Here is a 14,020-nt window from a genome sequence, read left to right as displayed (position 1 = left end):
TGTCCCTTCTTATTGTTATAGAAAAAGCGCTGCATTTTCTTGTTTACGCTGCTCCAATGTCTTAGCAATCACGGACATTGTTGTTTTACTGATCCCTTGTTGCTTGGCAAGATACGTAAATTGGCTGATGGCTTCTGCGACTTCTTCAATAACTTGCTTTGCATCATTCCAATTCGCAAAGCCAGCACTAGTAGCAAGTTTTTGCATCACCTTAAGCGATGGCGCTTTGCCATAACCGCCGAAAGCAGTGGCGTGTTCGTTGAATGGATGTGGGCTGTAGGTAACATCGTAAAAAGGTGCAGGGTTCCATTGACCGTCATCCGCTTGCAAAAACGCCCAGTTTTTACTGTGGTCGTCTTGGTTAGACGACAGCAGGTTAAAAACGGCACGGCGAAATTGCAGCTGCCCAGCAGCAGGAGATTTACACAACTGACGGCTGGCTTTGATCAAGTCAATATAATCTAAACTTGGCGTTCGAAAGTCTGCATCCAGCAGCCCGCAAGCGCTGTGCATATGCAAGCGACCTGAACTGCGATTACCGCTTAAACGGGCCTGCTCCGTGACATAATCAAAACGCTTAAGCGCCAACCAGGCAGACGCACCGCTTGTAGTTGGTGCTTCAATGAGTTGCCAGACTGGTGGTTGGCACTTGGCAAGCTCGGCCATTTGCAAATAAACCGCTTCACACAACCCTTCTTCATGCCCGAGCGCGAGATTTTTCGAGGTAAACTTAATCAGCCAAGCCTCATCTCCAGGCTGAGCAAAGGTTCGACAATGCTGAGTTTCCCCTGCAGGCATATAAATCTGCGCCTTAGGCCTTGCTCCACCCGAACTACCACCGGCGACTAATGCGGCCAACACCTGTTGCGTATGCCCATCTAACTCATCGTGATTATCATCCATATAATCTGACATTGAAGCATCGAACAGCGTTTGTGCTTCTAAGCCCAAGGTTGCTAAATCAATGTCCGCGTATGTCGTGGCTGAAAACTCAGACACCGGAGCAAAAGACAGCGCTCCCATGCCTTTATCACCGACAAAGGCCAGTCTATCCATCGCCGTTAATTGATTAGGTAGGATGCCCTTTTGCCGGAAAATACGATCTTGTAACAACATGCCCCAGCCATCGGGCAAACAATCCCCAAATACGCCATGTACACCTTGGTGCGGCGCTTTAGGTGCGGCTTGAACTAGCGTATTCGCTTGCAAGGTAAACGGTGATAAATTGCCAAACTGCTGCAAATAGTCGTCAGTATACTGAAAAAAAACGCCTTGCCGATTCTGCGCCAAGACTCCAACAGATATCTGCTCACCTGAGCTTAGCGTACGAGTAACATTAAGCTTCTGAATCGGTTTAAAACTCATCTTTTAGCACCTCATCAATACTCATGGGTATAGCAGCGCGTTCTTTGCTAAGTTGCGTGAGCTGATAAAGCCTATCTAGCGAATCAAGTGTCTGCCATAGCAACAGCAATTGACGAAATGAAATTTGCCCGGTCAGCTCAAATTTCTTAATGGTGGCCGCAGGTACGCAGCTTCGCTCAGCCAATGCAGCGCGCGACAGCTTTGCCTGCTTGCGTAACTCACGTAAATAAGCCGCATAAGCTTGGCTTACATCGGTATCATCAAGTAAGGTAAAATTCATCCGCAAAGACCAAATGGATACAGTTATATCCATTATAGCGAAATAAAACATAAAGTGGATACTATGATATCCATAATTGCGTAGAGTGTTGAAAAAATCACTCGATAAAGCCCTTCAAAACTGCTATTTTTAGACCCTAACAGCAGCATAAGATTAACCCGTTAGGTCAGGTGGCCTAACTTAAATAAAAAAGTCTCCGACAAACCCGGTACGGTTCAGCCATATATAACTCCATCAACCTGATTTTTTACCATTCGGTTTACCTAATTAATCATCACAAAATTATGTTGGTGATTATTTGGTAAATTTTTAAAAACTTATGTGACCAAAATTAAACGATCTTAATAAACATTAATTCCAATAAAAATATTTTAAAACGTAAGTTATTGATGTTATTGTACTTATATACACAGCAATTTATACAATTTAATGTAAATTATGTTGGTGACTATTGCCAAGGTTGGGGTTTCTGCAATACTTGAAATACGTTGTGCTAGATCTTGATCTAGCCGGTATTTATTAGGCAAACGTATTTGTTTTTCTATCCCCAAACTAGGTTCATAACTATTGGCTTGTTTTCGCTCTAGTTGTGTATCCGTCTTACGTACTTGCATACCGGCTGTAACAGTCCACGGATTTTGCCCTACTTTTAATCCTTGTCGGGCAAAGTCTGCATAATCTTGCTCTGATATTGCAGCACGCACATTCGGATGTTCTACTAGACTCTGTTGTACTGCTTCAAGTGGTGGCAAAGCAGCTTCAAGTTGAGGTTTTGCAATTGCTGTCGAAGCCACTGTAAAACAATAGCCCAACCCAAACAGATACCAAATTTGGCCTAGAAGTGTTGATTTAAATTTGATATTTAATGTCATTAGTCAAGTGCTCCTTGGCTCATATAACCAGAAATTAATGTAGGTATGACCCAATAAAAACAATCACTTGATTTAAATTTTTGCTGAATATGCGCCAAAACCAATGATACAGATTCGTGTTGTACAATCAGCAATATAAGATTCCGTTCAGTTGCTCCGCGAATTTTTTCCTGAACATTACGATAATGTTGGCGATTACCAAACCCTTGTGCGTTGACACAAGTACACCCTGAAATCAACTCAGGAATTAACCACAAATGCTCCATAAGTTCTTCAGCAATATCAGAGGACACGTTAATAGAGAGTTGGCATATTTCAGACATGATGATCTCGCGCTAAACCAAATTTTTTAAACAAGTTAGGAAGTAAAATCAGAGTCAGCAAAGTACAAGAAATAAGCCCTCCAATCACAACTATCGCCAATGGACGTTGAATCTCGGCACCAGGGCCAGTAGTAAATAACAATGGGATCAAACCTAAAGCTGCAATACTCGCGGTCATCATGACTGGACGTAAACGGCGCATAGCACCTTCACGAACAACTTCCTCAATTGCAACACCACGAGAAATCAGTTGATTAAAATAACTAATCATCACTAAACCATTCAGTACAGCAATCCCCATCAAGGCAATAAAACCAACTGATGCAGGAACAGATAAATACTCACCTGTTAATGCTAATGCAAATACTCCACCGACTAACGCAAAGGGAATATTGACGAAAACCAATACGGCTTGACGCACCGAACCCAAAGTCGTAAATAGTAAAAAGAAGATCATTGTTAATGCAGCAGGTACAACAAGCATTAAGCGAGCAGCCGCACGTTGTTGGTTTTCAAATTGCCCCCCCCATTTGAGTGAGTAGCCGGTTGGTAACTTGACTTTCTCTGCAACCAATTGTTTTGCTTCATCTACAAAACTAACTAAATCACGATCACGTACGTTGGCACGTACCACTGACATTCGTGATGCATTTTCACGATCAATTTTTACGACACCCTCAGTCTTAACCACTTCTGCTAAAGATAACAATGGCACTGCAGCTGCATTCTCAATTGGCAAGGCAATATTGGAAAATTCAAAACTCGACTCTCCCAAACGTGGATCCCCTTTCATCATTAATGGAACAGGGCGCCCCTGTTCAATAATGGAACCTATTTCTTTGCCTTCCACGAGCATCTTGAGTTGGGCTTGAACATTTTGACTGTCCAATTGATTTCGTATAGCCATATCACGATGGATTCGCAGCTCTTGATACTGTACTCCCGAATTTTCGAGTGTCATGACATCTTCATTGCCTTCAATGCCTTGTAGAACTATTGCAATTTGCTTTGATAAATCATTAAGCTGGTCTAAATCACTTCCAAAAATTTTGACAGCCAAATCTCCTCGTACTCCAGACAACATTTCTGAAGTGCGCATCTCTATGGGTTGACTAAATGTTAAGTTCACGCCAGGAACATCTTGAAGTACAAGACGAATTTTTTCTAAAATTTGCTCTTTATTTTTGACTTGCCATTGCGTTTGTGGTTTTAGCACAATGAAACTATCTGTTTCATTTAACCCCATAGGGTCTAATCCCAATTCATCAGAACCTGTACGTGCCACAATTCTTTCAACTTCAGGCACTTGTTCCAAAATACGTTTTTGAATATCCAGATCTAATGCAATTGAGTTTTGTAAGCTAATCGAAGGGATTTTTTCTAACTGTAAAATAGTATCTCCCTCATCCATGGTTGGCATAAATGACTTTCCAATGAATGGGAAAATCAATGCAGCCAGAAGTAAGGTACCACCTGCTAAGACATAAATCTGTTTAGGATGGGCTAAACTCAGATTCAAAAGTTTTCGGTAACCAGTTTCTAATTTAGCTACTAAAAAGGGTGTGTGATGTGCTTTCGGTTTTAGAAAGAATGAACACAGTACAGGAATCACTGTCAAAGAAAAAATTAGTGAACTTGATAAAGCAAATACAATTGTTAAAGCCACAGGTGAAAAGAGCTTCCCTTCCAATCCTTCAAGCGTGACCAATGGAATAAACACTAACATAATAATGATCATGCCTGCTGTGACTGGTACTGCAACCTCAGACACTGCGCGGTAAATCATATTTAATGGCGGTAAAAAAGAACGTTGCGGTGACTCTTTTGCTTCAGCAAGTTGCATTTCAATATTTTCAACCACTACAACTGCAGCATCCACTAATAAACCAATCGCAATCGTCAAACCACCTAAAGACATTAAATTGGCACTTAAACCAAAATGGTGCATCATCAAAAAAGTACTTAGTGCAGATAATGGTAAAACTGCCGCAACCACTAAAGCAGACCTTAGGTTTCCTAAGAACAATAAAAGTAAAATCAAGACTAAGACAATAGCTTCTAATAACGTTTTACTTACGGTATGAATGGCTCGGTTTACCAACTCACCACGATCATAAAATGGTTCAATCGTTGTACCCTGTGGCAGAGTTTTTTCAATGTCGGACAAATGCTCACGAACATGTTGAACGACTTGACGTGCATTCGCACCTTTTAAAGTTAATACAATACCTTGGACAGCCTCACCTTGGCCATTTTCAGTCACTGCACCATAGCGTGTGAGTGCTCCAGTATGTACCTGTGCAACATCTTTAACCCGCACCAATGTTCCTTGATGGCTAGAAACAATAATATCGCCTAACTCTTCAAGGTTTCTGACGCGGCTATCGCTTCGGATCAGTAATGACTCTCCATTTTCATTAAGCCGCCCAGCACCATCACTGGCATTATTTAGCTCGATTGCCTGTTGTAGCTGTGTTAAAGATAAGCCTCGTGCCGCCAGGGCCTCTAAATTAGGGGTCACTTCAAATGTACGAACAAGTCCCCCCAAAGCGTTAACATCGGCGACCCCTTCAATTTTACGAAGTTGTGGACGAACCACCCGATCAAGTAGAGTTCGTTTTTCCATATCACTGAGTGGCCCATGTAAGGTAAACATAAAAGATTCACCTAATGGGGTCGTCATGGGTGCAATTCCACCTGACGTACTACTTGGTAATGCAGACATCACATTACTTAAACGTTCATTCACCTGTTGTCTAGCCCAATAAGGGTCAGTGCCTTCAGCAAAGTCTAATGTGATAATCGCAATCGCGTATTTAGATTGCGAACGCATTACTGTCTGATGAGATATTCCCAACATTTCTTGTTCAATGGGTACAACAATACGGCTTTCCACCTCTTCGGGCGTCATGCCGGGCGATTTCATCACAATTTGTACTTGCGTACTTGACACATCAGGAAAAGCATCAATTGGTAGTTTCGTAAAAGCAATGTAGCCTGCCACACTGATCGCCAATGTGAGCAATAATATTAAAATGCGCTGACTAAGTGAAAAGGCGATAAGACGTTTTAACATATGTCTCACCTCAACGTTCTGTAGTGCTAATAGGTGCTTGCTCTGCACCAAAGCCAGACCACACCGCCTTGAGACGCTCTACACCACTGATAGCAAGTTGCATTTTGGGTTTTAATTTTTCAGCTGTAATATAACTTTGCTGCTGATCAGCTGATAGAACTTCAACCGTTACAGCTTCAAACCCCTTCTGATTTTTAACAAAAATAATGTGTTTACCATCTTGTGAGGTTATGGCAGTACTTGGTACTGGCCATGCTGCAATTACTGTTGGCTGCTTACTTTGAACATGAACTTTGACAAATTGTTGCACCCGCAAACAATTATGTTTGGTATCCATTTGTACGATGATATTTTGAGTTTGTGTATTCCCTACAAGTGCTGGAGCGATATTTTGTATATGCCCTGTAATATCACAACCTTCAACCTGAACAACATCCCCAATATGCACATATTTACTGTCAGCTAAATTAGCTTGTAATAACAATTGTAACGGTGAATCAGCGTTTACAAGTTGACCTAATACTGTACCAGCCTCAACATACTGACCTGTAGAAACCTGTAAGTTTTCTATATAACCACTTGTTGGGCTTTTAACATAGACAATGGAATTTAGACTATTTACCTGCCCTCCTCCCATAAATTGCAGCATTCGCTGTTTTGCACCTAAGTTAATATTAAGACGCTGTACTTGATTCTGTGCCTCTTGCACACGCTTCTCGGCAATAATGCCTTCAGCATATAAGCTACGTTCACGTGTTAAATTTTGCTGGGCTAATTGTTGTTGAGCACGAAGCTGCAATATTTCATTTTGAATCTGAATTAAATCTGGACTATGTACAGCAAGTACATGATGATTCCGGGTAACTTCTGCCAAGGGTTGTACCAAAACTTGCTGCACCATTCCTGAAACAGGACTAGTCAGTACAACTTTGCTTTCTGGTGACCACTGTACTTGCCCTTGTAAAATAATTTGTTTTTGTATGTTAGTAGAAGAAGCACCTAATGTGTGTAATTTGATCCCAACTTGCTCAATTTGTTTTGAAGAAATTAAGATTTGTTGCTCTGAGACTTCAGGACTCCTCTCAGCCTCTGAAACCTGTCTCTCTACTTTAGCCTCTATATTTTTATTCGAGAGCAGCTTACTTCCCCACCATAGCCCAAGGCTAATCAAGATCAAGACGCTCATTAGATATAATAGTTTTTTAAAATTTAGTACATCTACTCGCTGATCCACTCGTTTCATCCTTCAAGAGATTTTCTCTACAAAGCTAAGATTAAGTTCTTAAGATCAGATTAAGTTTATAAACCTATTTCAGACTGCATAGGCCCAAGTGAACCGTATTGGGTTTGTGGGAGACTTTTATTTAACTGATGTTACGTAGTAAGTGCATTTTGAGCATCTTCGCTACTACATGTTGTAGTCGATTTATAAATTATTAATAATCATTATATTAAACTATATATTGTTATTATTTCTCACGAAAATCAGCATCAAAACATAGGTGACTTTTATAAACTAAAATGTCTAAAATGAAGTGACCAAAACCACATTAAATGATCTAAATTGATCAAAATTTTACTCCACCAAAAACTATATACCAGTAATCAAATCATATACTTATAATTAAGGTCATTTAATGGAATAAATCTCGGTGACCTTGCCAAGGTTGGGGTATTTTTATGATCTAACTTTTACTACTTTGTAGCAGGAATCACAGCCATACAATCAATCAATCCCAACCTCGGTAATAGCTTAAAAATATTACTAATAAAAATAGAACCAAATTAAATTATGCACACCAAAACTATAAATTGTGTCTACTTTTCTACACTTACACAATAAATACCGTTAGATTACTTGAAAAGTAAACAGTTAAATAGTAGAAATGTATCATAGTTATATTTTAATAATCTAAATATGTGCCGTGGAACGCGTAAACAAGTAACTTCTGAATGTTCATTTAATTTTGATAACCCCAAAATTATCTTCAAGCGAGATCTTTCTAAACTCGCATTAAACACTCATCCAGATTTTGCTGGCATTCATCACTGCTATCACATGGCCTTTCGAGCTCTACGATTAACTTCTCATTTTCGTTTAGCATCAAACAAACTCAATGTTTGGTCTATAGCAGGAATATCCAATTTCTGGATCGCTGATAATTTTGATTTGTACCTGCATCACATGAAGCTTCCGCCTTCACCTCAGGAATTACATGTATATACGTTCCCACCTGATGCCAACTTACAACAACAACTCAAACACTATGCAAGCTTTGAATTCTTAAGTTTTTTGCAAGCAAATACTTTTGATATACACAATTTAAATCCGCAGCATCTTCAGCAAGCGATCAACCGATATATTTCGACTGAAGTTTTACTCGACTTTAATCGCTTACATTCATTCAAAGCACATAAAACGCTCAGTCTTGAGGGGCTTGGTAAGTTACTCAATTTTAGCCATACACAACTCCACAATAGAAACAGAAAAATCCATGCACGTCGCCAGCATCTACTTGACGAAGTCAGCAAGCAATCAAAAGTCGTCGATCATTATTTAAATCAAAATGATTTTTCACCAAATCCAACAGATTTTTGGAATTGTTCATATGCACGAAAGTGAAACTAAGCCCCTTCCTCAACCCAAAATTTTATTATCAGACTTATTAAAAAAGCTTTTTAATGCAGAGGATTTGTGTCTTCATGCACATATTAACTTTATCGCAGATCTATTGGTTTACCATGACTGCTCAGATTATCTTAAGGGGCTTGTTCTCAGTGAGATTGAATCTGATATTTCTACAAGTTCACCACCTCGCATTCCCGCTACTCTCCAAGCGTCTAGAAAATCTAAAATTGGTGATTCCCCAATCACGTATTACATCAACAGTATTGCCAGCATTTATCATGCGCACACGGAACTACTCACCTGGAATGTGCTCGTCCTTAAAGCAGCACTATATTTATTAGCATTGCCGCAGATCAAACCAGATTTATTTGAAAAACAACATACAGAGCATCTCAATACGATTAAGCGCTTATTTCAGCGTTTCCGCGTTGCAAACAAGTCTTTTTTTGCAAAAAAAAAAGATGCTCACGCATTAGATTATCAAGCATTCTTAACTCTTAAATTCCCTGCTTTATTTCTATCATTAGAGCAATTTGTAGAGTCTGCTCTTCAACCTGAAGCAGATCAAGAACTAAATGATTTTCAGAAAAATTTCTGTGATGAATTACGTATTGCATTCAATTATGTACTAAAAAGCCGTCCAAAAATTGCCAAATCAAGTGTAGATAGTAAACTGCAATATCGTACATGGGATACCGATGGAACTATTAACGAAATCATTGAGACTAAAAAAAGTAATAGAGGTTTAGCTAATGAGCAAGCCCTTGACGAGCAAGAAGACCCCTCTGTTATTGTTCAAGCAGATCAGATTACACCACTTGCCAGACATTCTAAAAATGCCCAACGTATGGCACTTTCGTTAATTCCAAAACATATGCAACGACAAGATCATTTGCTCACTGCAAGTTGTTTACTCCCAAGTGTTTATACTATTTCTGACCTAATTACATACCTGTATCATGATGATAAAAAACATAATGATAAAAGCGTGCTCGTTGTATTACTTTGCTTAATCACAGGCGTTGGCTTTAAAGACTGGTTAAATTTTCAAAAAAGGCGTGTAAAAAGATTAAATCATCGCCAAGTCATTAAATTGCAAAGTGACCAATACTATCTCTCAACCAAATTCAGCATTTTTGAAGATGCAACGTTTGAATATCCGGAGTCACTGATCAATAACACCGTTCATTTAGATATCCCTATCCCAAATCACTTTATTGATCGTATCAAAGCAGAACCAATCATCACTGAAGATGAGCTAAAGAAAAAAATTAGAATAATAAAAGATGAAGTCAAAATTCCTCAGCTGAACTTATCAAAAACTAGCTCATTACTGCATCATGTTATTTTGCAAAAAACAGGCAATAGGCAACTTGCTGACATCATCACTGGTGTAGATGCAAGTCACTCTTCTTCAAGCTCTTACTGCCATTACAATGTAAATAAATTACAAAAAAATTATGTCAAAGTTTTATCTGAACTATGTACACAGCTCGCTGAAAATGACTACGGTGATATTGTCTATAGTGATCAGTCCATCTGCTTTGGTAGCCAAAAAGCACCAAGTAAAAATGTCATAAAGGACATCCTTTTCTATCTTTACACCAAAATTTATACGACTTCAGATAACGACTGGGTAGAAAGTTTTAATGCTTATAGCATTTGGATGTGGCATATCCTACTTTTGTTTACCGCTGCACGACCTGTTCGGGACTTTCCAGGTTTTTTGAATAATATAAGTTTTCAGCAACAGACAATTATGCTGTCTGACAAAGAGGTCGGTGGTAGACGTGGCTTTGGACGCTTGATTCCACTTTGTGCATTTCTCATCGGTGAATTAAAGAAATATCTTCGTTTCCTCGAACATATCCAACAACATTACATGGCGATTAACCGCGAAATCTCAGCCCAAATTGATGCCATATTTAATAATGAACAGCCTCTGTTAAATCTTTTACAAAATGGCACACTCACTCCGCTTACACCTTCCAATGTGCGTGACTTTCATCCTGAAGTTGGGTTAGCACATCCCAACTGGCACCGCCATACAACACGTGCCTTTCTCACCAACAAACAAATCCCCGAGCCTTTAATACTTGCACTTTTTGGACATGAAGCCTTCCAACAGGAAGCCGCACATCCATTTTCTAGTTTGTCTCTGAACCAATATCGCGCGCTCGCAACACATTTAAATGAAATGCAGGAATATTTTGAAATTATTGGAGTGAATTTAAATGTCCTCATCGCTTAAAAAAGCAGATCAACTGTTTGCCGAAAAGAAACGAGAACTTACTCGACAATTAAATGAACAAAAAATTCAAAATGAAGTTCATGCTTCACTCCGCAAATATTTTTCAGAACAGCAGTTTGATCAGAATCCACATTTGCTAGGTGATTACGGCGAGGTTTATAGCCACATCAAGAAAAACTCTACGAGTAAAAAGTGGATCAAGTTTGCATATGATTTTTTTGAAGATTACATCAAAGAGTTAAATGCTCAGCATCGCTTGGATTTAGAGCTGCCTCATGCTGTTTTAGATATTAAAAGAGATAAGCCTATCGTGACCATGAGCTGGAATGCCGATGGTCATGAAATAAATGACCTCGTACAACAGCTTTATAATTATTGGGAATTGGCTGAAAGCTGTGACTCATTCTCAAATGAGGAAATCGTGGGCAATATTATATTGTCTGCCATTCTATTTGGTGGCTTAAATGAAAAAGCTGAACTTAATGCCTTGCTTGAACACCTCAGAAATCCAGTAAAAGTACGCCATTATAAAGACCTTAATATTCTTTTTTTAGAATCCCATTCTAATCATTATGGCGATATTTTTATTGATGAATATACTGTTCGAAAATCTAGAAATTTTATTCCAGACCCCGTCACACGTCTGTGGCTAATACATTTTAATCTGAGAGATATTCGACATGTTCATCTTCCCGTAGAGGGCTATCTTGAGTATATCTTTCGAAAAATAAAGAAAAAGTTTAAAAAAAATAGCTTATCGCATTTACTTCAGCATGCTCGCTACAACTGGTTACAGCTTCCCAACGTAGATATAGATCCGGCGCTCTCTGAATGCCTCATCGGGAATTTACTCAGTTGTGGTTTACCCGAACAAGAGTTTGAGCGTTTTGTGCAACCAAAATTTAAATATAAGCATGAGCTCACTACTGAAGTCATTCATCAGTCTAAGAATTTACCTCCACAAACTGTTTATTTGCATCATGAGCAAGATGCACTAAAAGATGTACTAAAAATTCATAAAGACTTATTAAAAATTATTCGTCTTCGCCAAACAGATGCCCCAATCTATCAACTCATGATCGATTATTGTATGGAGAATGCAAAACTCTTTAATGAATACAGTAAACGAATCACCCTGTGGTTAATTAGTCTCTTTAAACCACCTCAAGAAGATATAGATCTGCTAGCTCAGAGATTTGATTTTTGCGCTACAATTTTTGCTAAAATCATTTCCAACAATAGCCAGTTAGCCAAAAGCTCAATTTACACATACTACACTCGAATTGGTGAGCCTTGGCTAATCTATTCTTTACAATATCAATTTTCTGAGGACGATGAAGAAACACGCCTGCAAAAAATATATGCACAGATTTATCAAAATAACTGTATTGCTGAAAGTCTGCTCGAAGATACTGTTAAAAAATCGGCTGCTCAAATTGTAAAAACACTCAAACGTTTTCATCAATTTCAAGAACAACTATTCGATGCCCCAGCATTCACTTTAGAGACGCTGGATCAACAAACCAGACCACGCACACGTATTATCAGCCCAGTCACATTTCAACTGTTAATCAAAAAACTTCAACAAGCACATCTACAAAATATCATCTCTCAACATGACTATGAAAATCTTAGTCTTATTTATACGCTTGCTTACAGAACTGGGATGCGAATTAATGAAATGATTGGTTTACGTATCAAAGATACTGAAGGATTAAACAGAATATCATTATTGGTCAAGCCATATGGGTCAGAAAAAATAGGCAATGAACACAGATTAAAGACTGACAGCGCGCAACGTAGCGTGCCCGTGTATTGCTTACTCAAAGCATCTGAGTATCAACAATTTCATCAATATGTTGTCAAACAGCGGTTAACAAAAAAACCGAATGATTATTTATTCAGTCAGTTCAATGAGAATAAGAAACTCAGCCAGCACATGCTGACAAATTTTATGGATCAGTTATTCAAGCAACATCACTATACATTTCATTCATTTAGACATTCTGCAGCAAATCATTTAGCATTAATTTTTAAATGTGATTATCATTTTTTGTCTGATAGCCTCACAGACTATACGGAAGTTGAATATAATCAGCTCAGGGCTGAGTTATTACGTAATTCAATTGATCAAAATCATTGGATTATCATCGCACATCTTTTGGGGCATCTCGAACCCATCGAGACCTTTAAAAGTTATATTCATGTAGCTTACTTTATTGCAGGTTATCAATTTTCCAAATATCGCCCATTACTAAGCAATGGTTTGGTTAAGAAAATGCTGGGGATAAGCAATTCAACACAAGAGTTACATTTTCTAAAATCGCTCAATGATCAGTCTGAATTCAATTTTGAAATGCATGCTACAACGCTCTGTAAACTCCTTCTAAACAATCAAGAAAAATGGATAGCGAGCAATGCTCACACACTACATGCAGAATTAGAGGTAAATCAAACGCAAGAACATTGTATTTTTGACTATTTTGTCGCGACTCCAGAATCTAAAATCGATCTTGATCTATTTTATAAGGCACTCTGCTTATTAGAGTTATACAAATATGATACGGAGCGCGTAGCACAAGAACTTTGCCTATCTCATGAGCTCATCAAGTATTGGTATGACAATGCAATCCAACTCAAACAACTTAAATCTAGAAAAAACAATCCAAGACTTTTTCATATAACCGAACTGCAATACATCAAACCGTCAATGATTGATACTAATGAGGACCTTTTATTGGTCACACATTTTTTTAACTATCTACAAGCCTGCTATCAAAAGTCACCTGAAAATATTAGGTATGTCTTAGAATTCTTTATTAATCACGTAACTGCTTCACATACAGGTTTACATTCAACGCGGAAAAATATTCAGAATCTGGAAAAATTCTACTATGCGGCCAAAGATCTGTTTCCTGCCAACATGTGGCATTTACTTGGAATAGATATGGTTAATTTTTTAAACAAAGAAATTACGCCGAATCTACTCAAACTTGCCAAGGCAAATCAGAAACTAGAAGGTTACCCAACAACAAAAGAAAATAATGCACGCTTACAGCTATATTCCTTAAAACAAGGCAAAGCACTACCGGCTTTTAAATTTTGTTTACATCTGGCTTGCATTGGTAGGCCTGCTCAATTGCAGTTAGAAATAAAATGACTTCAATAAATCATCGTAACGGATACTGCTTAACTCTCGTGCTACACCTAAGTTTTAATGGTGA

General features: G+C 38.5%; 9 protein-coding genes. 3 read left to right on the top strand and 6 right to left on the bottom strand.

Features of this window, described 5'->3' with window-relative positions:
• Positions 1-15: 15 nt before the first annotated feature.
• The 6 genes from FTU92_RS11765 to FTU92_RS11740 form a co-directional block, all read right to left on the bottom strand.
• Entirely contained in the window at positions 16-1,365 is a 1,350-nt protein-coding gene (locus FTU92_RS11765; protein WP_154320132.1) for a type II toxin-antitoxin system HipA family toxin, read from the bottom strand.
• Positions 1,355-1,645, bottom strand: coding sequence for a helix-turn-helix transcriptional regulator (locus FTU92_RS11760; protein ID WP_070153163.1), 291 nt, complete (start codon positions 1,643-1,645; stop codon positions 1,355-1,357). Before FTU92_RS11760 ends, FTU92_RS11765 begins: the two co-directional genes overlap by 11 nt.
• A 401-nt stretch (positions 1,646-2,046) precedes the next feature.
• Complete coding sequence (locus FTU92_RS11755; protein ID WP_257218819.1) at positions 2,047-2,439, bottom strand: hypothetical protein; 393 nt, start codon at positions 2,437-2,439, stop codon at positions 2,047-2,049.
• Between the two features lie 77 nt (positions 2,440-2,516).
• Positions 2,517-2,840 (bottom strand): DUF3240 family protein, encoded by a 324-nt coding sequence (locus FTU92_RS11750; RefSeq protein WP_004974301.1) that lies wholly within the window; start codon positions 2,838-2,840, stop codon positions 2,517-2,519.
• Positions 2,833-5,916, bottom strand: a complete 3,084-nt coding sequence (locus tag FTU92_RS11745) for an efflux RND transporter permease subunit (RefSeq protein ID WP_004974298.1) — start codon at positions 5,914-5,916, stop codon at positions 2,833-2,835. The genes FTU92_RS11750 and FTU92_RS11745 overlap by 8 nt, the downstream gene beginning before the upstream one ends.
• A gap of 10 nt (positions 5,917-5,926) precedes the next feature.
• On the bottom strand, positions 5,927-7,150 hold the full coding sequence (locus tag FTU92_RS11740; protein ID WP_004974297.1) for an efflux RND transporter periplasmic adaptor subunit: 1,224 nt from the start codon (positions 7,148-7,150) through the stop codon (positions 5,927-5,929).
• 684 nt (positions 7,151-7,834) lie between these two features.
• Here FTU92_RS11740 and FTU92_RS11735 point away from each other — a divergent pair.
• Genes FTU92_RS11735 through FTU92_RS11725 form a run of 3 tightly spaced genes read left to right on the top strand, consistent with a single transcriptional unit; the run spans position 7,835 to position 13,956 of the window.
• A complete protein-coding gene (locus FTU92_RS11735; protein WP_094069346.1) occupies positions 7,835-8,539 on the top strand; it encodes a hypothetical protein in 705 nt (234 codons plus the stop codon).
• Positions 8,526-10,796 (top strand): hypothetical protein, encoded by a 2,271-nt coding sequence (locus FTU92_RS11730; RefSeq protein ID WP_070153152.1) that lies wholly within the window; start codon positions 8,526-8,528, stop codon positions 10,794-10,796. The genes FTU92_RS11735 and FTU92_RS11730 overlap by 14 nt, the downstream gene beginning before the upstream one ends.
• Positions 10,780-13,956, top strand: coding sequence for a tyrosine-type recombinase/integrase (locus FTU92_RS11725; RefSeq protein ID WP_180096305.1), 3,177 nt, complete (start codon positions 10,780-10,782; stop codon positions 13,954-13,956). Before FTU92_RS11730 ends, FTU92_RS11725 begins: the two co-directional genes overlap by 17 nt.
• Positions 13,957-14,020 lie beyond the last annotated feature (64 nt).

The organism is Acinetobacter sp. YH12205, assembly GCF_013418125.1.
In the GTDB taxonomy this organism is placed as follows: Bacteria; Pseudomonadota; Gammaproteobacteria; order Pseudomonadales; family Moraxellaceae; genus Acinetobacter; species Acinetobacter towneri.
Note: the sequence above shows the minus strand (reverse complement) of the source record. Positions and strands in the feature narration are given on the sequence as shown.